Raw genomic sequence first — 23494 nt, 5'->3', positions numbered from 1 at the left:
AAAACAGATACAAGCGCCAGACTTAAGTTGTGGAACGCCCCAACATTGAGATTCAAGTTCAAGTTCGCGGATTCATCTGCTGCAAGTAAATCTAAAATCTTCAATGCTCCAATCGAAAATCGACTGACTGCTAATGTATCTGTAGGTGGAATTCAATAACTGCCCTGGCAATAAAAGATCAAATCCAAGTTAGCTTGACAAATTTTTGATTAATAAATATTATGAAAGCAGTTTTTAACTTAGCTGTGCCTCCTACCTCCTTTAAAGTTTTGTTGGTAGAAGACAACTCTCAGGAAGCTGAGCTTATTGAAGATTTGCTGTCAGGAATGAGCGGCCGGCAGCAGATATTGCTGACGAAAGTAGAGCGTCTCAGCGAAGCGCTGCAGCGATTGAGTCAAGAAAGTTTTGACATAATTTTATTAGACCTTTCACTGCCTGACAGTCTGGGAATCGAGACGGTGGCTCGGGTGCAAGAGTACGCGGTAAATGTGCCGATCGTCGTTTTGACTGCCCAAAACGACGAAGAGCTTGCCCTGCGGTTAATTTCGGCGGGCGTACAGGATTATTTAGTCAAAAGAAAAATCGATGGCGAACTGTTAATTCGATCGCTCCGTTACGCCATAGAACGGCAGAACAGTCAAGATGCTTTGCGAAAAAGCGAAGAAAAATATCGCTCGGTGGTGGAAAATTCTTTGATCGGAATTGCTATTATCGCTCCAATTCTTGACCCCGCAATGGGTGAAAATTGCAATTGGATAGAAGTTAACGATGCGCTGTGCAATTTGCTGGGCTACGAGCGCGAAGAACTTTTGCAAAAAAACTGGATCGAGTTGACTCATCCAGATGATTTAAGCACTAACATAGAACAATTATCTCAGATTTTAGCAGGTACGAGCGACGGTTACATCTGTGATAAAAGATGGTTCAAAAAAGACGGCGACCTAGTTCACACGCGAATTTCGCTGCGCTGCATCCGCGGCCGAGATGGCTCGATCGACCGGATGATTAAAGTAGTGTTGGACGTGAGCGATCGCTACCGCTATGAAGCCAAATTGAAAGCGTCAGAAGAATTTTTAAACCATACCATAAATGCTACGCCAGACCCGATTTTTGTCAAAGACGAGCAGCACCGCTGGATTATATTAAATGATGCTTTTTGTCAGTTGCTCGGCAAATCGCGACAAGAACTGATCGGCAAATCAGACTATGATTTTTTTCCCAAATCAGAAGCGGATGTTTTTTGGCTCAAAGATGAAGAAGTATTGATTAGGGAAATTTGTGTGGAAAATGAAGAAAATTTCACAGACACCGCAGGCCAAGAACGCATCATTTCTACAAAAAAAAGTATTTTCAAAAGAGCCGACGGCAGTAAAGTAATAGTTGGTACAATTAGAGATTTTACCGAATACAGACGGCAGCAAATAGCATTGGAACAAAGCGAATTTCGATTTCAAAAACTGGTAGCTAACCTGCCGGGAGTAATTTATCAATTCCGAAGGTCAGTAACAGGAGAAATGTCTTTCCCCTACGTCTCTTCAGGTAGTCGCGAACTATACGAATTAGAGGCAGAAGTAATAGAGCAAAATGCAGAAATAATTTTCTCCGGTTTTCATCCACAGGATCGCTTGGATTTAGAAACATCTATAGCAGTTTCAGCCGCTACGCTGGAACCTTGGCAGCAGCAGTGGCGGCAGATTATGCCATCAGGAAAAGTTAAGTGGCTGCAAGGAGCCGCGAGACCGGAAAGGCTCAATAATGAGAGCAAATCTAGGAGCGAAGGCGATATTCTATGGGACGGTTTAGTGATCGATATTACTGAGTTAAAGCAGGCACAAACAGAGCGCGATCGCTTTTTTACGATTTCCTTAGACTTGCTTTGCATTATCGGTTTCGACGGCTATTTTAAACGTTTAAACCCTGCTTGGTCAACGGCACTGGGCTACAGCAATGCTGAACTTTTTGCCAAGCCGATGCTAGAATTTGTTCATCCCGACGATCGAAAAGCCACCGCAGCCGAAGGAGCCAAACTAATCGCCGGTACGCCCAGTATCTGCTTTGAAAACCGCTATATCTGCAAAGACGGTGCTTACAAATACCTGCTGTGGACGGCATCGCCATTTAGCGAAGAAGGTTTAATCTACTCAGTCGGTCACGACATTACTTCTCGCAAACAAGCTGAGTCAGAACTTCAGCGGCAAGCAGTAGCTATGGGCGCTGCTTATGACGGTATTGCTATTTTTAACGATCGCAAAGAATGTATTTATTCAAACGATGCTTATCTGAAAATGTACGGCTTGACTAGCGCTAGCGAACTGCACGGAAAGACATGGGAACTACTCTACAGCCCCGCAGAAATTCAATATCTTGAATGTGAAGTAATGCCGAATTTCCTAGAAAAAGGGTACTGCAATATAGAAGCGACTGGTCAGCGCCACGACGGTACTAAGTTCCCTCAAGAATTGTCGCTGACAATGCTTGCAGGCGGCGAAATAATTTCAATCGTCCGCGATATTACTAATAGAAAACAGGTAGAATCTGCACTCCGATCGAGCCAGCGCCGCTATCAAACTTTGGCAGAAGCATCGCCAGTTTGCATATTTCACAGCGATGCGTTTGGCAATTGCCTTTATGTGAATCAGCGGTGGAGCAAAATCACGGGATTAAACGCAGAATTGGCAGCAGAAACTGGCTGGATGAATGCCATTCATCCCGATGATGCGGAACGGGTGAAAAATGAATGGTATCGAGCAATTATTGACAAAATTCCTTTTAAATCAGAATACCGCTTTCAGCATCCAGACGGTCGTGTAGTTTGGGCGATCGGTCAGGCGATCGCAGAAATCGGAGAACAGCAGGACATTAAAGGCTATATCGGCACTATTACAGATATTACCGATCGCAAACAAGCCGAATTAAACCTGCTGCGGGTGACTCAAGCCGTAGAAAGCACCAGCGACGCGATCTGCATTGCTGACTTGAGAGGGCGATCGATCTATCACAATCAAGCCTTTGTTCGGCGGTACGGCTACACAGCAGAAGAATTGAACGCAGCAGGCGGAGCAACAGCAATATACTCCCAAAATCAAGTGTTGCTAGAGATGTTTAAAACGATCCGTAAAGGCAAATCTTGGCAAGGCGAAGTCAAAATCAAAACTAAAAGCAACGAACCACTGACAACTTTATTTCGCGCCGACTGTATTAAAGATGAAACTGGCAATTTAATCGGGTTAGTGGGAGTAATTACCGACATCACTGAACGCAAAAAAGCCGAGATGGCGCTGCTGCAACAATTAAGGCGAGAAAGGCTGGTAGTTGCCATGCTCGATCGCATTCGCTCCTCCCTCAATTTAGAAGAAATTCTCACCGCTGCTGTCGAACAAGTGCGACAATTCTTGCAAACAGACCGCACAGTTATTTACCGTTTTAATCCCGACTGGAGCGGTTGTGTCGTTGTGGAGTCCGTGGCAAACAATAGAATTTCACTGCAAAATTTTAACAATATTGACGGCTGTTTTAAAGAGAGATTTGTTGAGGTTTATCAGCAAGGCTATATTAGATCGATGGAAGATATTTACCGAGAAAATTTGACAGAATGCCATATGAAATTTCTCGAAGGATTTGAAGTAAAAGCTAACTTAATAGTACCGATTTTACAAGCACGAGAAAGCATTTCCCATAGCCAACCCACCGCTGAAAATAAGCTTTGGGGACTGCTGATCGCCCAGGATTGCAGCGGCCCCCGTTCCTGGGATTCCTCAGAAATAGAAGCGCTGCGACAACTGTGCGTGCAATTGGCGATCGCGATCCAGCAATCGACACTATTTCAACAAGCACAAACCGAAATTGCCGATCGCAAACAAGCAGAAGCCGCCCTCCAACAAGCAGCATTAGCCGCAGAAACCGCCAACCGCGCCAAAAGCGAATTTCTCGCTAACATGAGCCACGAACTCCGCACGCCTTTAAACGGAGTTTTAGGTTACGCTCAAATCCTCAAAACCGACAAAGACTTAAGCTCAGATCACCAAGAAAGTCTCACCAACATTCAACAGTGCGGCGAACACTTGCTGATGTTAATCGACGATGTTTTAGATCTTTCCAAAATAGAAGCTAGAAAAATGAAACTCTACCCAGAAGAGTTAAATTTTCTAAATTTTACAAAAAATATTGCCGATCTGTTTCAGATGCGGGCATCTCAAAAAGCAATTTTATTCAATTACGAACAAGTATCTCCTCTGCCTAGCTGCGTCAGTATCGACAGAAAAAGATTGCGTCAAATTTTGATCAACTTACTCAGCAATGCCGTAAAATTTACTAACAGCGGCGGAGTAACTTTAAAAGTCGGCTATGTCGGCACAGAAGCTTGGAATAGAGGCAGAGAAGAAAATTACGATTTCTCGATTTTGAGTTCGGAACTGAAAGAAAATTATCTGCGTTTCGCCCATAATGCGATTGCAGCCCAACACGCTTTAAAAATTCGCTTTCAAATAGAGGATACCGGGACTGGAATAGAGCAAGATAAATTAGAAGAAATATTTTTGCCATTCCACCAAGTAGGAGGAAATACCTTTGTTGAAGGCACGGGTTTAGGACTCTCAATCAGCCAGAAATTAGCGAAACTGATGGGCAGCGAAATTCGCGTCAACAGCATTTTGGGAAAAGGCAGCACTTTCTGGCTGGATGTAGAATTGCCCGCAGCCAAACGGTACTTGGAGGTGTCTCCTTTGCGTGACAAACACTGGCTTGTCGGTTTTGTCGGTAACAAACGGAAAGTGCTAATTCTGGAAGAAAATCAACTAAATCGCGATTTGTTGTGCAGGCTGCTGGGGCGTTTGGGGTTTGAAATTGCAGAGGCCGGGAACGCTCAAGAATGCCTCTACAAAGCAGTTGAATTTCACCCGGATCTGATTTTAATGGACTTGCGGATGCCTGTAATGGATGGCTTAGAAACTGCAAGCAGACTGCGGCAGTTGCCGGAATTAAAAGATGTGATATTAATCGCTATGTCAGCTAGCGTTTTCGAGTCTGTGCAGCAAGAGATCATCCTCTCCCGGTGCGATGGTTTTCTTCCCAAGCCGATCGAAGCAAATCACTTTTTGGAACAGTTGCGCGTTCATTTGGGACTAGAATGGATTTACGAAGCATCTTCGGGAAACAAAAAGCGCAAAACTTCCAGTTTGTCACCAGTATCTGATTTTCCTGTTTATTCTGCTCTGTTAGCTGCTGCTTCTGAGTCGGTAGCAAAACTTTTGAAACTCGCAGCTATGGGCGATATTGAAGATTTTTTTCAGGAAACGGCTAATCTGGAAATTCTGGAACCAAGATTAGTGCCGTTTGTCACGAACTTACGCCAACTTGCTAAGGGATTTCAGCTCAAACAAATTCGGAGGATTTTAAAGCAGTATATCGAGGGGCAGTAGCTCGTCGGTTTTTCGGGTTTGGGGATTTAAATCGTTACCAAGCAAAGGATGTCCGCGCCAAATCAAATCAATTCTGGTTGCACTCATACATGATGTTAACTGTTAACTGTTCACAGTGAATTTACTATTCCGATGAAGAGAGGATTTGATGTCAAATCAAAAATCAAGATATTTAAGCATGGTTTGGTATCTAATAGTATCGGCTCAATTACCTGACATAAAATGTGTTTGTAGTGAGGAAGAAAGTCCTCAACATAAATTTTGAGTCGCGCCGGATCTGGGTCAACTTTACGGTGTTTTATGCTATTTAAAATAAGAGTTTTCTGGTAAAATAACCTGTAAAGTAGCCTTTCATCGCTAGACTGAAGTCGCAGGGGTTTTAGGCTATTTGTTGACAGTAGAGTTTTTGAGAGAGTTGGGATTGAAATTACTTTGCCTCAGTAACGGCCACGGAGAAGACGCGATCGCCCTTCGCATCTTGCGGGAACTGCAACAGCACCCGCACCCCCCAGAATTAGCCGTGTTTCCGCTAGTGGGCGAAGGGCAAGCTTTCGCTCAACTAGAAAACGCCCGCATCATCGGCCCGGTGCAGCGAATGCCTTCGGGCGGATTTATCTACATGGATGGAAGGGAATTTTTGCGGGATGTCAAAGGCGGCCTGCTGCAGTTGACCGTAGCTCAGTTTAAAGCGATCCGCGCTTGGGTGCGATCGCAAACACAGTCGGGCAATCAAGACGCGGTGATCTTAGCCTGCGGCGATATCGTACCGCTGCTGTTTGCTTGGCTCGCTGGCGCGCCCTATGCTTTTGTCGGTACCGCCAAGTCCGACTATTATTTGCGGGACGAAAACGGGCCTCTGGCTCGCAAATCCGGCTTTTTTGCTTGGATTTCGTCGCCGCGATCGGTTTATTTCCTTTGGGAGCGCTGGTTGATGACGAGAAACCGCTGTCGCGCCGTTTTTGTCCGGGATGCGCTAACCGCCGAGACTTTAGAAAAGCTGGGAATTTCCGCCTACAATCTTGGCAATCCCATGATGGACGGACTCGAACCGGAAAACCCAGCCAGTTTTTACGGCCCTGATGCAGAGTTTCGGGAAAAGGAGCGATCGCTCGTCATCACCTTACTCCCCGGCTCTAGAGCGCCGGAAGCCTATGCTAATTGGCAGCTAATAGTAGAGGCTGCAGGCGGAATTTTGTCCTTGTTTGCCGATCGTAAACTGTTATTTTTCGGAGCCATTTCTCCCGAGTTAAACTTAGAAGCTTTGCGACCTATTTTAGAATTTTTCGGCTGGCGACAAGACGGCGAAACAAAAACGCAGCGGCGAGAAGGAAGTATTTTGCGGCCTCCCGTTTCTAGCCCTCAAGAAATTCGGCAAGAATTTCCTAATTTGCTATTGCCCTTGACCTTTGTGCAGAGAAACGCCACGATGATTTTAACTCAGCAAAGTTTTAACGATTGTTTGTACGAAGCCGATGTAGCAATAGCAATGGCCGGAACCGCTACAGAACAATTTGTCGGTTTAGGAAAACCCGCGATCGCCATTCCCGGAAACGGCCCGCAATTTACCCCCGCCTTTGCAGAAGCCCAAAGTCGCCTGTTAGGCCCGTCATTAATTTTAGTCAAACATCCCGCCGAAGTTGCCGGCGCAGTACAGTCTTTGTTCCGCGATCCCGACAGATTGCAGTTAATCGCTGAAAATGGCTTGCGCCGCATGGGAGAACCCGGTGCCGCCGCCAGAATTGCCGAGTGTTTAATTCAGCGGTTCGGTAATTCTAAATTGCCTCCAATACATTAGGGCATTGGCCAAACAGGGCATTGGCCAAACAGGGCATTGGCCAAACAGGGCATTGGCCAAACAGGGCATTGGCCAAACAGGGCATACCTTACCACGCTTGAAAACCGCTATATGTTGCTACGGAATATCTTTAATTCTACTTTCTATAAAAACAATCTTGTTCGCTAACTACTAATACTAAATCCACGTATCCGACCCATTTTTGTTATTGTTCGCGAACAATAACAAAAATGGGATAATAAACCCGAATTTAGTATAACTTCCGTTATTCGAGCCTTGGGAATTCAAGTCCTTGGTTTGTAGTGCGGACTTTAGTTCGCACTACAAACCAATTTTAGCGTCGTTTTTCAAGTAGGATTCTATAAGAGCACACCTACTAAAACTGCAATCGCAAAAAAATTAATTCCTAATTTTTTGCCAAGATGGAAACCTGAAATTAGCCTAAGAAATTTTAAAATCAGACTTCACCAAAACACCAGGTTCTCGCTGCATGGGAAGCACATCTAAAGTATCCAATTGCGCGCAATATTTTAAATCTTCAATCACGCCCATACGCAATAGGCGCTGGCCGTGACTGGCTTTTTCCAGCAATTCGTGCAGCCGATCTTCCCACTGCAAATAAAGAGCGATCGCCCCAAATACTTCATCGTTACCAGCAAAATCGATCGCCGGAATACCGCTTTCTGCTAGCAGGCTTTGGGCGATCGCACCAGCACAAACCGTATCTTCCAACGAATAACTCCCTTCCCAACCAGAACCCACAATCCAAATAGTTTCCGGCTGTTTATTCAACAAAAACTGCACCACAGATTTGCGGTTAATCAAAGCCGCCGTTAACACAGTTGCTGCAGCTTGCACTCTCTCCAAAGCCCGAGTACCGTTAGTTGTGCTGATAAAAATTCGCTTCTCAGTCACCTTTTCTGGCGTGCAGTCGAGGGGGGAATTCCCCATGTCAAATCCGTCAACTTTGCCGCCGCCGCGCTCTCCGGCGCGAATCCTCTTATCTGCAGGCCATTTTTCGCTCTCGGCCATTAGCTTATCTAAGTCGCTGAAAACTTGGACAGCTTCCGCCCCATTATTCAGGGCCGTTGCCATTGTCGTAGTCGCCCGCAGCACATCAACTGCGATCGCGCAAGCCGGCATTTTGTCGGTTGGCGTAAGTTCCGGGGTATGGTAAATAAAAAGCTTCACTTTTGGGGCTACCTGCAATAAATCCTCATCATTAATAATAATAATGGAAAGTGGATAATAGAAAATAGAGTCAAGTCCTCAAAAGCAGAAAATATGTCTAAACAGCTCAATTCAAACCCCGCCCACGCCGCCATTACCGCACCAATTGGACTCCTGGCAGGTTTCACCTATCCTTTGCGAGCTTTCACGCTGATTTTGCAAACTCCCAAGCTGTGGACTTATGTATTAGTTCCCGTGGTGCTAAATTTTATAATTGGTATTGGTCTTTATTTAAGCTTGCTATTTCCCAGTTTGGCAGGCATAGACGTTTTAGTTGCAGATTTGTCCGTCCGATTTAATGATTTAATTGCGAGTTTTCCAGCTTGGCTGAGCTTTCTTGGCGTGTTAACAGTCGCTTTCGGCTGGCTGCTGCGCGTCCTCCTAGTGTCAGGACTTTTGCTGATAATTGGATTTTTGTTAGTGCAGTTTGGCGTGATTTTAGGTTCGCCCTGGTACGGCAAACTTTCCGAACAATTGGAACTGCTGCGGAACGGTCAATTGCCCGCAGAAGCCCCAATGAATTTGGCGAGTATTTTTCGGGATATTCAATTGGCAATCGGCTTTGAACTGCGAAAACTACAAATTTTGTTCAGCATCGGTATACCGCTGCTGCTGCTGAATTTTATCCCTGGCGCAGGATCTATTCTGAGCAGTTTGGGTGGCGTTGCTTTAGGCGCGACTATTGTCTCTTTGGACTTTTTAAATGCACCTTTGGAGCGGCGGAAGCTGCCTTTTCAGGAGAAGTTTGAGCTAATTCGGGCGAGTTTGCCGGCGAGCGGGAGTTTTGGTTTAGTGTGTTTGGGTTTGGTGAGCATTCCGCTGTTGAATCTGTTGGCGATTCCGCTGTGCGTGACGGCGGGGACTTTGTTTTTTTGCGATCGCATTTGGCCGGCCCGCTTTGCCCCAGAAGAAACTCATAGCGATGGAGAAACTAACATTACAAATTAAAAACTAGGGAGATGCTTCTTCCTTCGGCTGAGTCTGGGAGTTAAGACCCAAAAACGGGCTTAACAACAGCCAGCTAATGAAGAAAAAGGATGCTGTAAATAGCTGGACAATATCTATCGCCGACAAATATCCGTCAGATAATAGTGCAATAGTTCTATCTGTCAGCCCGAATATCCAAGAGAGAATCCCAAACAGCCAAATGCCTTTTTGGAGCATGGGCAAAAATGCTGAAACTTCGGAGTTTTGCTGCTTGTTCATTGATTTAGCCCTTGTTTGCGAAAAGTCTGATTAACCGGGGCACCCCAAGGGCTTAAGGATTTTTGGTGTCTCCTCGGATTCCCTTTGTTATCTATATGTTAAGAAATGTTTCCCGATATGACAACGCGCCCTGGGAGGGATTTCCGCATCTATCTCAAGAGGTAGTTGGAGCGCTGACAAACAGTTATATTTGCTACACTTTGGCAGCGACGCTAGAGATTTTGCCGATTTTTTGAGAGATAAATTGCTGGGCACGGTAGCAGTGGGCTCTCTTGGCACCGCGCCTACAAAAAAAATCTTGTAATTTATATTGAAGTATGCAATACTACAAGTTGAGCAAGTCTGGTTAAAGAACGATCGTGAGGTTTGTACTGAGGAGGGAGAGTTATCCAAGCCCTAAAAGCCACAGGACAAACAATTTGATTATCAAAATCAACCGGACTTGATGTGAGTTCAGCGTCAATAACATCAAACAATGGCACGCTTAAATCAGATTATCGCGATCGAAAAAGGCATCAAAAGCCGCTCGGTCCAAGAACTGGCAGAAGCTCAAAAAGCACTTCAGAAGCCCGCTGTGCTTTCTGGAATATCGCGCACTTACCGTCCCAAAGACGAAGAAGGCGAACAACTGCCGCCCGAGTCCAAAAAAGTTGAAGTCAAAGCCGAAGAGATTATCCGCAAAACGACTGAAGTTTTGACCAAACTCTTCGACGTAACCGCAACCAAAGATTGGACAAATTGTAGCGCCCGCGCGGACGTGACTGTAGACGGAAACGTGCTTTTGAGCCAAGTTCCCGTCAGCTATTTGCTATTCATTGAAAAGCAGTTAGCAGATTTGCAAGCATTCATCAAAAAACTTCCCGTCTTAGATGCTTCCGAGACTTGGAACTTCGATGCTTCGGCAGACTGCTGGGCAACAGAACCGGTGCAAACTCTCAAGACTTTTAAAACTCCGCGCAATCACGTTAAAGCTGAAGCTACCGAACACCATCCGGCTCAAGTCGATGTTTATTACGAAGATATTACGATCGGCTATTGGCGGACTGTAAAATTTTCTGGAGCTTTGCCAGCACGGCGGATCAATGAGTTGCTGCAAAGGGTGGAAATATTGCAGCAAGCTGTTATGTTCGCCCGCGAAGAAGCTAACAATTCTGAAGTTGAGGAACAGAGAGTGGGAGAGCGAATTTTTCAGTTTATTTTTCGCTAATTGCTTGCTTTTTTGATAGTTATGGTTTAAGATATAAACAGAGTACAAGTTCAATCTAAAACTTCAACTTAAACCGTACAAATGTGACAGTACAGGTTCGACTCCTGTCCCTTATACCCAAAATAGGGGGGTAGCCCAATTGGCAGAGGCAGCATTGCGTACAAATTCAACAGCAAGTTATTACTCGAAACTCAGCATTCTCCGCCGATCGCTAAAACGAATGTCAGGAAAATCACATCATCGAGGTTGCTGGCTCATATCCAGCCCCCTCTACCAAACGCAGGGGGGTAGCTCAATCGGTAGAGCGCGATGCTATTAATCTTAAATCCTTGACTTAAATGTGATAGTGTGCCCAAATGGGCGGTAAATAGAAACCCAGTAGTAAGGTCAGAACTGCTGGGTTTTATGCTAATTTATCAATCAAAGTGATACGACTTCCCAAAAAAGAATGCAAAAGCAAACTCTAAACCGATACAGCGTCAGTCATTTCCAATCTAAAATATAAAATCTAAAATCTAAAATGGCATGATTTACTGCATCAACCCTCAATGCGAACAACGCGAAAATCCTGCTGCTGCTCAAAACTGTCAAGCTTGCGGCACGGCTTTATTAATTGCCGATCGCTATCGTATCCTTAAACCAGTGCGATCGCCCAATCCCGCCCGCCCCACAGACATCTTAGAAGTTGAAGATTTGGGAACAGGCGAAAACGAATGGGGCACAGTAAAAATTTTTAAAGTGTTCAAACACAGCCACAATCCCGATTTACTTCGCTTCTTCCAGCAAGAAGCGCGAGTGTTAATTTGGCTGGGGGGAAAAGCCAGAGTTCCCCAAGTCGAACCCGATGGTTATTTCCAAATTAAACTCGCCAAAAATTCCCAGAAATTGTGTTGTTTGGCGATGGAAAAAATAGACGGAATAAACTTGACAGAATTCTTAACTAAAAACCAACAGGTTTCTCAAACACTCGCCGTTAATTGGCTGCAACAATTGCTCCATATTTTGCAAAAAATCCACAAATATCATCTCGTACATCGGGATATTAAGCCATCCAACCTGATGCTAGAACCCGATGGGAAATTGAGATTAATTGACTTCGGCTGCGCCACCGAAGCAGGCACAGATACCGCACCCATCGGTTCTGCTGGGTACTCCGCGCCCGAACAAATTGCCGGAAAACTAGAAGTGCGATCGGACTTTTTTGCCCTAGGGCGTACTTTTGTACATTTATTAACAGGTTTAAACCCGATCGACTTTCCCGTCAATCAAAAAACTGGTAAAATCAATTGGAAAAACCAGGCCGTAGATGTTGACCAGTCCTTCCTAGACTCGATCGACGAATTGATGGAACCGCTACCAGAAAACCGACCGGAAAATACCCAAGCTATTTTAGAAAAACTCAAAAATATAGAGTTTTTGATGACCTCCACAGAACCAAAGTAATAATTCCCGATTCCCGATTCCCGGTTCCCGATTCCCCAATCAATAAATCTGTTCCAACTTGCGAAAATCTCGCTCAACTTCCGCCCACAAAGCCCGATTGTGAGGGTCAGTTTTTACAGCTTTTTTCAAATAAATTCTCGCCTTATCAACCTGCTTTTCCCCGATCAAATGCCTTCCCCAGCGCTGATAGGCGATCGCCTGCCACTGTCGCACTTCCCGATCTTCGGGCACCCGCTGCGCCAAACCTTCAATCAGGGCGATCGCCCGCGGGAACCTCTGATATTTCAGCAACTGCTGCAACTGAAAATAAGCATCTTGCTTTAACTTTTGTTCCGCCGCCGACAGATCCGGGCTATCTGGAGTCGGTTGCTGTTTCCGAGTCACCTTAACTGTCTGCGATCGATCTTTCACCGCTGCAGCGGGCGGTGTCGAAGTAGGCGGTACTGTTGAACTAGCAGTTGTTGACTCCGCAACATCGGCGGGGGCTATATTTACCAGGAACTTATAAGCCTCAGTAATAGCAATAAACTTATTCTTAGCCTGTTCGTTTCCCGGATTCACATCCGGGTGATACTGTCTGGCTAACTTTCGATAAGAACTCTTAACTTGCGATAAACTCGCACCAGATCTGAGTCCTAACTGTCGGTAATAATCTGCAATATCCATTTAGCATGAATCAAGTTTTATAATACCATTAAATATGGCAGAATCCTTAAATGTAAAGATTCTGCCATATTTTACTGCTAACTAGGTCGTAATGCGAGGTTTCCCCGCACTACTGAATCGAAAAAACAACTTACGGACGATCTTCGACTACTCTGTCAATCAAGCCGTATTCCTTGGCTTCCTCAGCGGACATGAAATAGTCGCGATCCATGTCTTTCTCGATTTTCTCGATCGGCTGTCCGGTATTTTTAGCATAAATACCGTTGAGTTGGTGGCGCAAGCGCAGAATCTCCTTCGCCTCAATCTGAATGTCCGTTGCTTGTCCCCGCGTGCCCCCAGAAGGTTGGTGAATCATAATCCGCGAGTGAGGCAAAGCCAACCGTTTCCCCTTCGTACCCGCAGCCAGCAGGAAAGAACCCATCGAAGCAGCCAAGCCCACACAAATCGTCACCACGTCCGATTTAATGTGCTGCATGGTATCAAAAATAGCCATGCCTGCCGACACCATCCCGCCGGGGGAATTGATGTACAAAATGATATCCTTACCCGAATCTTCCGAATCCAGATACAGCATCACGGCGATGATTTGATTGGCAATTTCATCGTCAATATCTTTACCTAAGAAAATAATCCGTTCCCGGTAAAGACGATCGTAGATATTAATCCACTGAGTATCATAACCACCAGGCATTTTGTAGGGGACTTTTGGCACACCTATAGGCATAATTCGGAACTCCTTTTAGTTGGTAATTGGTAATCGGGGATTTGGAATGGATTATTTGTTATTAGTTACTTGTTGTTAGTTACTTGTTATTAGTTACTTGTTATTAGTTACTTTCGAGTTTTTGGTGATAACAACCAATAACCAATAACCAATAACCAATAACCAATAACTAATAACCAATAACTAATAACCAATAACTAATAACCAAATTAGATGACTCCAGCCGGCAGTGGTTTAGCCAATTCTTCCGAACTTTCTAGAACGCGATCGATCAAACCGTATTCTTTAGCTTCCTGGGGCGTCATGTACAGCAACCTATCCATATCTTTAGTAATCTTTTCGATCGGTTGGCCAGTACAGCTTGCAAAAATATCGAGCATCGTCGCCTTATTTGCCAGCACTTCCTTCGCCCGAATTTGAATGTCGCTGGCTTGACCCCGCGTGTAAGCCTTGGGTTGGTGCAACACGATCGAAGCGTGCGGCAAACTAGCCCGAAAGCCCTTTGTACCGGCCGCTAGCAGCATCGCAGCCATGCCCATTGCCGAACCGAGGCAAATAGTGTGCACGGGCGGCTTAATGTACCTGATCGTGTCGCAGATAGCGAAGGCTTCGGTTTCAAAGCCGACGGGTTCCCCGCTGTAACCAGAAGTGCCTGTTGAGTTGATATAGATTTTGATCGGCTTATCCGGGTCTTCGTACTGCAAGAACAACAGTTCAGCAATAATCAGTTCTGTTACCGCAGGCACCAGAGGCATACCGAGATAAACGATCCGCTCCTTCAGCAACAGGGATGGCAAATCGGGTGGTGGCGTCCGAGAGTTGCCTTCCCCGTAGTATTGCGATTGCACAGCTTTAATTGGTGTGTTCATAAACCGAAATGTTGCCTGAACTGATGGAGCTATTCTTAAAGAAATAGTAACGCAATCTTTAGGTATCCCGCATGAAAGTTAGTTTGCTCCCGGTCTTAAACGACCCCAACCTTGACGCGATCGCGCCCTCAACCCAGCGCCAGCTAGCGATTTCAGTGTCTGCGACGGCAAGTTCGATCGACTCCAGCGTACCCTTAAATCTGTGCCTGATTCTCGACCACAGCGGCTCGATGGGCGGACGGCCCTTGGAAACCGTCAAACAAGCCGCCGGACAGTTGCTCGACAGGTTGAAGCCCGGGGATCGCTTTTGTGCGGTGGCTTTCGATCACAAAGCCAAAGTCCTCGTCCCCAACCAAGTTGTGGAAGACTCGGCTAGCATTAAACGCCAAATTGAGAGATTGCGACCGGCGGGCGGCACAGCAATTGATGAGGGCATTAAGTTAGGTATTGAAGAGTTGGGGAAAGGCAAAAAAGAAGCTATATCTCAGGCATTTCTACTTACTGACGGCGAAAACGAACACGGCGACGACAGCCGCTGTTTGAAGCTGGCAAAACTGGCAGCGGAGTACAACATGACTTTAAGTTCTCTGGGCTTTGGCGATAACTGGAATCAGGATATTTTGGAAAAGATTGCTGATGCTGGCGGCGGTGCTCTGGCTCACATTCAGCGGCCCGAAGATGCGGTTGATGAGTTTGGAAAATTATTTACTCGCATCCAAGGTGTAGGTTTGACTAATGCTTATTTGCTATTTTCGCTGATGCCAAAAGTGCGGTTAGCCGAACTTAAACCGATCGCCCAAGTTGCTCCTGATACGATCGAATTACCGGTACAGCAAGAGGGCGATCGCTTTATGGTGCGCCTGGGAGATTTAATGAAGGATGTAGAGCGAGTAGTTTTGGCTAATATTTATATTGGACAGTTACCTGAAGGCAAACAGGCGATCGGGCAATTACAAATTCGCTACGACGATCCGACTGTCGGTGAAGGTTTGCTTTCCGATCCCGTTGCAGTTTCTGCTAATGTCCTAAAAGTTTATCAACCGGCACTTAACCCGATGGTGCAGCAGCATATTTTAGCTTTGGCTAAGTACCGCCAAACTCAACTCGCCGAAACTAGATTACAACAGGGCGATCGCGCGGGTGCCGCCACGATGCTACAAACGGCGGCTAAAACTGCTCTGCAAATGGGCGATAAAAGTGCGGCCACAGTGCTGCAAACTTCTGCTACTCGCTTGCAGTCTGGTGAAGATTTGAGTGAGGCCGATCGCAAGAAAACTCGGATTGCTTCTAAAACTGTTCTTAAGTAGTGTAATGTGCGGTTAATTGCGATCGACCCCATAGTTTGTAGTAAGGACTTTAGTCCTAATTGACTAAAAGTCGCAGAGAGGACTGAAGTCCTTACTACGAACCGGTTTATAATGTTTGTACCACCTATTATAGAGTGCTTGTATGAGCCAGACAACATCTGATAAAGTACGCTGGACTACCGCTGATTTGGAACTATTGCCCGATAACGGCGATCGTTACGAACTTATTGATGGAGAGTTATTTGTGACTAGAGCACCGCATTGGGGGCATCAAGAAGCTTGTGGTAACTTTTACCTAGAGTTGAAAACCTGGTCGCGATCGACTGGTTTGGGAAGAGCCGCCATCAATCCAGGTCTGATTTTCACTGATGCCGATAACGTCATCCCCGATGTAGTTTGGGCTAGCAACGAACGCTTGGCTATCTTGCTAGACGAAGCCGGACATTTAACCGCCGCCCCCGAGTTAGTTGTTGAAGTATTATCTGCTGGTACAGACAATGAAAGACGGGATAGAGATTTGAAAGTCAGACTTTATTCAGTGCGGGGAGTACAGGAATACTGGATTGCGAATTGGCGGTTGCAACAAATTGAGGTTTATCGCAGGGAACAAGCAAGTTTAAGGCTTGTTGCTACACTGTTGAGGAATGATGAATTGACATCGCCTTTGTTACCCGGTTTTAGTTGTTCTGTCGCTCAGATTTTTGCTTAAAATTATGAAATACTTTTACAGGGCGATCGCCCTTTGGGGATTTGTGACAGTTTTTGGTGGCATATCTCCTGCCATTTCTATCAAACCCTCACCAATACTAATCGTTCAAAATACAGCAGAAGACCTATTCAACAGCGGTTTAGCCAAATCAGAAGCGGGAGACATCCCAGGGGCGATCGCAGATTACACCGCAGCCATTCGCCTCAATCCCAACTACGCCCAAGCCTACAACAAACGCGGCATCATTCACGGCCGCAACCTCAAAGACTATCCAGCAGCAAAAGCCGACTTCGATCGCGCAATTGAAATCAACCCCAACTACGGCGACGCCTACTACAACCGCGCCCGAGTCCGCGAGTTCTTAGAAGACAAACCGGGGGCGATCGGCGATTATCAAAAAGCCGCCGATATTTATCAAAAATCCGGCAATACCAACGATTATCAAGATGCTATCAAACATCTTAAAATACTGCAAAGATAGAGTTCTTCCAAAAACATAGTATAGTATTATTCCATCTGCGTTCATCCGCGCTCATCCGCCTTCATCTGCGGTTAAACACTCCAAATCCATTACTCAAAAAATGTCCGTAACTTCCACTATCACCGTTACCGTACCCGCCACAACCGCCAACCTAGGCCCAGGATTCGACTGCATCGGCGCTGCTTTAAGCCTCTACAACCGCTTCCAATTCTCCCGACTCGAACCCTCAGCAACCGAGAAACTAAAAATTACAGTTACGGGCCAAGAAGCCGCAAAAGTCAAGACAGACGAAAGCAATCTGGCTTATCAAGCTTTTCTCAAGTTATACGATCGCCTCGAACAATCGCCGCCGCCTGTAGCGATACATATAGATATGCAAGTGCCGCTGGCTAGAGGCTTGGGAAGTTCCGCTACAGCTATTGTCGGCGGGTTAGTCGGTGCAAATGAATTAGCCGATGCGCCTTTGAGTCAGGTGGAAGTGATGCAGTTGGCGATCGAACTTGAAGGACATCCCGACAACGTTGTCCCCGCTTTACTAGGAGGATGTCGCCTCGCTGCTAGCAATGCACCCCCCCAACCCCCCCTTAGTAAGGGGGGGCTAAGAGAAGAATTCCCCCTCGGTGAAGCGGGGCTAAGAGAACAATCACCCTTAGATGCGGAAATTCTACCATCACCCCCCCTTAGCAAGGGGGGGCAGGGGGGGGGTTCCTGGGAGATTTGCGATATTCCCTGGCATCCGAATATTGTGCCGGTGGTCGCCATCCCCGATTTTGAACTTTCTACAGCCGAAGCGCGCCGAGTTTTGCCCGCAGATTACAGCAGGGCTGACGCGATTTTTAATGCCGCACACCTCGGTTTGCTGTTGCGGGCTTTGGAAACGGGCAATGAAAACTGGCTGCAGTGCGCCCTCCAAGACAAAATTCACCAGCCTTACCGGCAATCTCTGATTAAGGGATATGAAGCGGTGCAACAAGCTGCCCTGAATGCAGGGGCCTGTGGAATGGTAATTAGCGGTGCGGGGCCGACGCTTTTGGCTTTAACAGATGCTACTAATGCTGGTGCGGTTGTGAGGGAAATGGCGGCTGCTTGGATGGAATTTGGGGTGAAGGCTGATGTAAGGGCGATCGACCTCGATACTCAAGGTGCACAAGTCTCCGTTTAATTAGTGGTAAGGTGCGTACCCGAGAGGGCAAACGCATCTTAAAAATTTGCCATCATCTAAAAATATTAAGACTACCTATGATTGACAGTCTATAAACCGCTGAAAAGCCTGTTTCATGGGATCTGTGTTACAAAAAGAACAGAAATCTTTTATGGGTAGCAAGTTATGCCACTTCGCTTGATCAACGATCGCTATGCTATATCCCCCAACCCGCGATCGGGTGGAATGGCAGATGTTTACCGCGCAAGAGATTACGATCGGGAAGAACGGCTGGTTGCAGTAAAAGAATTCAAACACGGGCAGATTGAAGCAGATATTCTAGCCGAGTCTTTCAGACGTGAAACCCAAGCCCTCGAAGAGTTAAAGCATCCTGGAATCATGGAACTTCTAGATTCTGGTAAGGATGAAACTACGGGTAACTATTTTCTTGTCTTGGAGTGGATGGACAAGGATTTGGCAACTCTTCTGAAAGAATCTCCTCCCGACGGTTGGGACTCATTTTGGAAAGCGGTAGCGTTACCAATGTTGGAGGCTCTGGCTTTTTCTCATAGTCGCAGAATAATACATCGGGATATCAAGCCCAGCAACATTTTAGTGGGGAGTGACGGTAAACTCAAACTTGCTGACTTTGGCATATCCAAGCTTAAGGGCTATTTGCAACCAAGCATTACTCTCAAAGACTTTGTATCGCGTACATTCACTCCGCCAGAAACCGACGATGGTTCCTATACCTACACCCGCGATATTTTCAGTTTTGGTGTATTGGTTTTGAAATGTCTGACCAATATTGAACTCACAGAACATAATGATATCCCCAGCGCACTGAAAGCGTTTAATGCACCACCTGAAATCCTTGAAATAATCGAGCGTGCTGTTTCCCTCGACCCCGCAGAACGTCAACCTAATGCAGAGGTACTGCTAGCTGAACTTAATGCTATTCAAGGGAAGCGATCGCAAATACCGACAGGCAAGAAACGCGATTGCTACCTGAAACTTACTCATACGGCTTTGAAAAATCTTGGGACTGTACTTGATGCGCCTCAAGATGAAATTCAAAAGATTCTCCTAGAGGATTTGAATAGTGGATGTGGAATCTCACCTTTAAAGAAATCCAATGCAGCCAATCCGGCTGACGAATCCTCTGAAGGTCATTACTCTATTTTTGGGTTTTCCTACAGGTACCATGTAGCAGTTGATCGAGATCGCCTAGTCATTATCAACGCCCAGGATTTTTCTAGTGCAATACTAGAACAGAATCGAGAACGTGCGTGGCTTCCCCCCTACGAATTCAAATTTGGTAATCCTCTGGTTAGATGGGAAGCAGAGGAAGTTATTAGGGAACTTCAACTGGCAGTAGGAGAACTTGAGGCAAACCTGCGACAGACAAGAGCAGAAGAAGAAAAACAACGCTTATTCCGAGTTTGGTGGGATATTCTCAGAGCCAAGACAGATTGGGAAAAAAACCGAGAGAAACCGATTAAATACACAAGCGTTACTCGTGAGGGAAACCGCGTTATCTTTGAACTATCAGAACTTCCAGAAAATGACATAGCTGGACAACCCCGCCATGTGACAAACTCAAAAGGATTTAGCATCTTGGGGGGAGATGTTGAGCAGGTCATCAGTGACAGATTGACTCTTTATGTTAAATATGGAGAACCAGACCAACTCCCACATTTGGGTGAGCTACGCTTTGATACCCGTGCGGCTGAAGTTGCCTTAAATCGACAAAAAACTGCCCTCGATGCCGTTCGATTTGACTGTGCAGTACGCTTAGACCTTCGCCATTTACTCGTCAATCCTGAAGAAGTCCGTACTCCTAAACTAGATGTGGATGTCCAGTTTGTTCAACCTCTCAATGAATCACAGCAGGAAGTTGTTAAAGCTGCACTCGCAACAGAAGATTTTCTAATTGTCCAAGGTCCACCAGGTACAGGAAAGACAACATTTATTACAGAAGTTGTTCTGCAAACTCTTAAAGCTAATCCTGATGCTCGAATTTTGCTCAGTTCACAAACTCATGTTGCGCTAGATAACGCCCTAGAACGGATTCAAGCTAAAAATCCTAACTTGAAGTTGGTGCGACTTGGCAACCATGAAAGGGTATCAGAGAATGTTCACTCACTCTTACTCGAAGAACAGATGGAACAGTGGCGAGATGGTGCGATCGCCAAGGGGCAAAAGTTTATTGCTGATTGGTCAGCACAGCGAGGTATGTCTCACAAGGACAGTGAAATGGCAACAATGTTTCAAGAATTGGGGACTCTAGTCGCAAAGAACGAAGGCTTGAGAACAGAGATTGCTATTTGGAAACAGGACTTAGACGAAATTTTAGCTATCAATTACGACCCAGAAAACCCAGAATCATTAGCAAAAGCTCACATACCCAAGGAGAGGTTAGAGGAAGTCCAAAGTATTGAAGCTGAAATTGTCAGTCTGCGTCAGCAGTCAAAAGAAGCGCGTGATGAGCAGAAGAAAACTGCAAAACGTCTAGAACAATTAAGTAGAATTGATACAGAAGAACTTTTGGGCTTATCGTCGGAAGATATAGGTGGTTATATCAGCATACTAATTGAGAAAAACAATCCAGATGTAAAAATGCTTCAACAATTGCTGAGTATCCAGACGGAGTGGTTCGATCGGTTTGGTCGAAATGAGAAATTCAATGCACCTCTAATTAAGCGATCGCAAGTAGTAGCCGGAACCTGTATCGGAATTCCTAGAGATATTCAAGACATAGAATTTGACCTGTGCATTGTTGATGAGGCTTCAAAAGCTACGGCGACAGAAGTATTAGTTCCAATGGCGCGATCGCATCGCTGGATACTCGTTGGCGACCCTAAACAACTCCCACCATTTCGAGATGAAGCCAGTAGAGATTCTGACTTTTTGGAAAAATACGAACTCACTCAGGATGATATTCGAGAAACCTTATTCGACCGACTGCTTAGAACACTCCCAGATGGGTGTCGCAAGATGTTAACAATCCAACATAGGATGGTAGCACCAATCGGCAATCTGGTCAGTGAGTGCTTCTATGATGGTCAGCTAAAAAGTGCCAGGACTGACTTAGATCGGCACCTTCGCACTGTTTTACCACAACCTGTGACTTGGTTAACAACAACGAAACTTCCGAATAGTAGCGAACAGTCTGCCAATTCTAGCTTTCACAACATTTGTGAGGTCAATGTCATAGTTCTGCTTCTCGAACAGCTAAACCAGACGGCAGTAAAGGCGCAGAAAAAATACAGTGTCGCTGTTTTGACTGGGTATGCAGCACAGCTCAAAATACTTAATCGTAACCTTGACTCAGAAGTAAACAATTGGCAAGCATTAACAGTTGAGTGTAATACAGTGGATGCCTTCCAAGGACGCGAAGCCGATATTGCAGTGTACTCTGTGACTCGTTCTAACAAAGAAGGTAAAGTGGGTTTCCTACGCGATGCAGAACGACTGAATGTGGCTTTATCCAGAGGTAAAGTTGGCTTAGTAATCGTGGGAGATCACCACTTCTGTCGAAACTCAAGTGACAACCCATTACACCGAGTTTTGGATTACGTTGAACGTCACCCTGAAAATTGCGCCCTAAAGGAGGCTAAATTATGAGTTCAGAAGAATCAGCTTCTCTTACTCCAGAAGAACTACGTCGCTACGACAATCGTACAGGCTTTGACCTGGTTAGTTGTAGAGAAGTCGGTTTGCCTGTTTATAAAATCACGGTTCAAGTTCTAACCCAACTCCGTAAACCGATTCCCCCCATAGAAGAATATGTCTTGAAAGCTATTAACGTTGGTCTATCCTCTGAAGAGGATATTGGTGGGTTTCTCGGTCTCGAACCGCCTATCATCAGGGATTCCATGATCAATTTAAGAATGAGTGAGGATATTGACCTCATAGCCCCTGATGACTCTCTGATGCAAGTTTGGAAGTTGACTAAGAAAGGTGAAGGAACGCTCCGCGATGCCAAAATTATTGTTCCAGAAGAGCGAACATTTGATATCAACTTTGATGGGCTTTTACGATATCCTCGCTATTACGGGCAATTGGAGTCACGTTTGCTCAAGCCAAAAGACTTGCGCAACAAGGATATTATAGAAATTGAACCCTTTCCGAAAAAACCTCCAGAATTGTCCGACCTCAAACTCAAAGATGTGGACGCAATTATTCGTCAGATTGAGGGGGAAAGCAAAGCCAAAGTCAAGCAATATCGAGACTTGCTAGCCTTGAAAGCTATTGAGCGCAGGCAGAGGTTTTTTCAACCTGCCTTAATACTAATCTATAAGGCAAAGGACAGTGATGATGTTCAGGTTGCCTTTGCTATCGATGCTGTCCTTTCTAATGAACATGAAGCTGCATTTGCTCGTGCTAAGGGGGTCAAGAAACTTCGCTTACTAGAGGCATTGAGGGAAAGCGCACCCCAAAAGTTAGCCGCAGAAGTTTTAGGGCATGAATTTGTTGCTCAAGCTCCTTTACAACAAGTTGAGGCTCTTAAGGAAGAAGTTTCTGCTGCTCAAGCTCAGATAGAAGCACAAATAGAAATAACTCGAAACACTCTCGAACGAACTGAAGATAAGGAAGAAAAACTCCTTCTTGAGCAACAACTTCAAGAGGCACAACAACAAATAGAGAAACTCCAAGTCAAACTAGATTCTCTCTTAGCGGCGGTTCCTATGCGTTGGCTAGAGATGTACGAACACCGCCCACTCCTAGAACAGGCTCTTCAAGATAGCCAAGAACGTTTGATGATTATCTCTCCTTGGATTCGGGCCAGTTCTGTGGATAAACGATTTATTCAACAGTTTGAAAATCTTCTCAAACGGGGAGTACAAGTTTTCATTGGGTACGGTTTGGGAGAGAACGATGATAAAAAGTACCAACCTGACATCCAAGCTGAGAAGAATATTCAAAAATTAGCGAGTCAGTATAAAGATAATTTCCGGCTCAAACGCCTTGGAGATACCCATGCAAAAATCCTCATCTCCGATCTGAAATTTGCTGTAACAACAAGTTTCAACTGGCTTTCTTTCAAGGGCGATCGCGATCGCACGTTCCGGGATGAGCGGGGGACGCTGGTCTCTGACCCCCAGAAAATCGATGAACTGTTCGATAGCTATAGGTCGCGATTTAAAGATTGAATGGTATCGCTTCCACAAAGTTAAAACCTTCTTCCCTCGGACTTCCTCTGCGGTTCCTCAAAAAATTTAGTGATTTTGGATACAATTCCCGACTCAACAGTCGATCGAACTCCTCAATTTTCGATGGGGATCTAAAATTCACC

16 protein-coding genes are annotated in these 23494 nt (G+C 45.5%); 11 read left to right on the top strand and 5 right to left on the bottom strand.

Going from position 1 to position 23494, the window contains the following annotated elements; translation table 11 throughout:
- Window positions 1-221 precede the first annotated feature (221 nt).
- Both QUB13_RS10490 and QUB13_RS10485 read left to right on the top strand, forming a co-directional pair.
- On the top strand, window positions 222-5417 hold the full coding sequence (locus QUB13_RS10490) for a PAS domain S-box protein (protein WP_333380432.1): 5196 nt from the start codon (window positions 222-224) through the stop codon (window positions 5415-5417).
- A gap of 421 nt (window positions 5418-5838) precedes the next feature.
- On the top strand, window positions 5839-7212 hold the full coding sequence (locus QUB13_RS10485; RefSeq protein WP_333380431.1) for a lipid-A-disaccharide synthase-related protein: 1374 nt from the start codon (window positions 5839-5841) through the stop codon (window positions 7210-7212).
- Between the two features lie 441 nt (window positions 7213-7653).
- On the opposite strand, the gene QUB13_RS10480 is transcribed toward QUB13_RS10485, so the two are convergent.
- A complete protein-coding gene (locus QUB13_RS10480) occupies window positions 7654-8403 on the bottom strand; it encodes a 2-phosphosulfolactate phosphatase family protein (protein WP_333380430.1) in 750 nt (249 codons plus the stop codon).
- Window positions 8404-8496: 93 nt separating this feature from the next.
- Between QUB13_RS10480 and QUB13_RS10475 the strand changes: the two genes are divergently transcribed.
- Window positions 8497-9390 carry an EI24 domain-containing protein gene (locus QUB13_RS10475; RefSeq protein ID WP_333255610.1) on the top strand — a complete coding sequence of 298 codons (894 nt, stop codon included), beginning with the start codon at window positions 8497-8499 and terminating at the stop codon, window positions 9388-9390.
- Window positions 9391-9393: 3 nt separating this feature from the next.
- On the opposite strand, the gene QUB13_RS10470 is transcribed toward QUB13_RS10475, so the two are convergent.
- The gene (locus QUB13_RS10470) at window positions 9394-9648 is read right to left on the bottom strand and encodes a hypothetical protein (protein ID WP_333255612.1); all 255 of its coding nucleotides are present in this window, start codon (window positions 9646-9648) and stop codon (window positions 9394-9396) included.
- A gap of 475 nt (window positions 9649-10123) precedes the next feature.
- Here QUB13_RS10470 and QUB13_RS10465 point away from each other — a divergent pair, with 475 nt between their 5' ends.
- Both QUB13_RS10465 and QUB13_RS10460 read left to right on the top strand, forming a co-directional pair.
- The gene (locus tag QUB13_RS10465; protein ID WP_190732936.1) at window positions 10124-10855 is read left to right on the top strand and encodes a DUF7873 family protein; all 732 of its coding nucleotides are present in this window, start codon (window positions 10124-10126) and stop codon (window positions 10853-10855) included.
- A 525-nt stretch (window positions 10856-11380) separates the two neighbouring features.
- Window positions 11381-12298 (top strand): serine/threonine-protein kinase, encoded by a 918-nt coding sequence (locus tag QUB13_RS10460; RefSeq protein WP_333380429.1) that lies wholly within the window; start codon window positions 11381-11383, stop codon window positions 12296-12298.
- Between the two features lie 39 nt (window positions 12299-12337).
- Here QUB13_RS10460 and QUB13_RS10455 read toward each other — a convergent pair whose 3' ends face one another.
- The 3 genes from QUB13_RS10455 to QUB13_RS10445 all read right to left on the bottom strand — a co-directional run bounded on the left by QUB13_RS10455 (window position 12338) and on the right by QUB13_RS10445 (window position 14557).
- On the bottom strand, window positions 12338-12964 hold the full coding sequence (locus QUB13_RS10455; RefSeq protein WP_333380428.1) for a J domain-containing protein: 627 nt from the start codon (window positions 12962-12964) through the stop codon (window positions 12338-12340).
- 130 nt (window positions 12965-13094) lie between these two features.
- Window positions 13095-13688 carry an ATP-dependent Clp protease proteolytic subunit gene (locus QUB13_RS10450; RefSeq protein ID WP_194069733.1) on the bottom strand — a complete coding sequence of 198 codons (594 nt, stop codon included), beginning with the start codon at window positions 13686-13688 and terminating at the stop codon, window positions 13095-13097.
- A 209-nt stretch (window positions 13689-13897) separates the two neighbouring features.
- On the bottom strand, window positions 13898-14557 hold the full coding sequence (locus QUB13_RS10445; RefSeq protein ID WP_333090456.1) for an ATP-dependent Clp protease proteolytic subunit: 660 nt from the start codon (window positions 14555-14557) through the stop codon (window positions 13898-13900).
- A gap of 71 nt (window positions 14558-14628) precedes the next feature.
- On the opposite strand from QUB13_RS10445, the gene QUB13_RS10440 reads away from it, so the two are divergent.
- From QUB13_RS10440 to QUB13_RS10415, 6 genes are all read left to right on the top strand, one after another.
- Window positions 14629-15864, top strand: a complete 1236-nt coding sequence (locus QUB13_RS10440; protein WP_333380427.1) for a vWA domain-containing protein — start codon at window positions 14629-14631, stop codon at window positions 15862-15864.
- Window positions 15865-16006: 142 nt separating this feature from the next.
- Window positions 16007-16573: a Uma2 family endonuclease gene (locus tag QUB13_RS10435; protein ID WP_333380426.1), complete on the top strand. Its 567-nt coding sequence runs from the start codon at window positions 16007-16009 to the stop codon at window positions 16571-16573.
- A 4-nt stretch (window positions 16574-16577) separates the two neighbouring features.
- The gene (locus QUB13_RS10430) at window positions 16578-17054 is read left to right on the top strand and encodes a tetratricopeptide repeat protein (protein ID WP_333380425.1); all 477 of its coding nucleotides are present in this window, start codon (window positions 16578-16580) and stop codon (window positions 17052-17054) included.
- A gap of 100 nt (window positions 17055-17154) precedes the next feature.
- Window positions 17155-18216: a homoserine kinase gene (gene thrB, locus QUB13_RS10425; protein WP_333380424.1), complete on the top strand. Its 1062-nt coding sequence runs from the start codon at window positions 17155-17157 to the stop codon at window positions 18214-18216.
- A gap of 165 nt (window positions 18217-18381) precedes the next feature.
- Window positions 18382-21822, top strand: a complete 3441-nt coding sequence (locus QUB13_RS10420; protein ID WP_333380423.1) for an AAA domain-containing protein — start codon at window positions 18382-18384, stop codon at window positions 21820-21822.
- Window positions 21819-23351, top strand: coding sequence for a phospholipase D-like domain-containing protein (locus QUB13_RS10415; RefSeq protein WP_333380422.1), 1533 nt, complete (start codon window positions 21819-21821; stop codon window positions 23349-23351). Before QUB13_RS10420 ends, QUB13_RS10415 begins: the two co-directional genes overlap by 4 nt.
- Window positions 23352-23494: the final 143 nt, after the last annotated feature.

The organism is Microcoleus sp. B4-D4, assembly GCF_036705185.1.
Lineage (GTDB): Bacteria > Cyanobacteriota > Cyanobacteriia > Cyanobacteriales > Microcoleaceae > Microcoleus.
The sequence above is the reverse complement of the archived record's forward strand: the minus strand, read 5'-3'. Positions and strand labels throughout refer to the sequence as shown.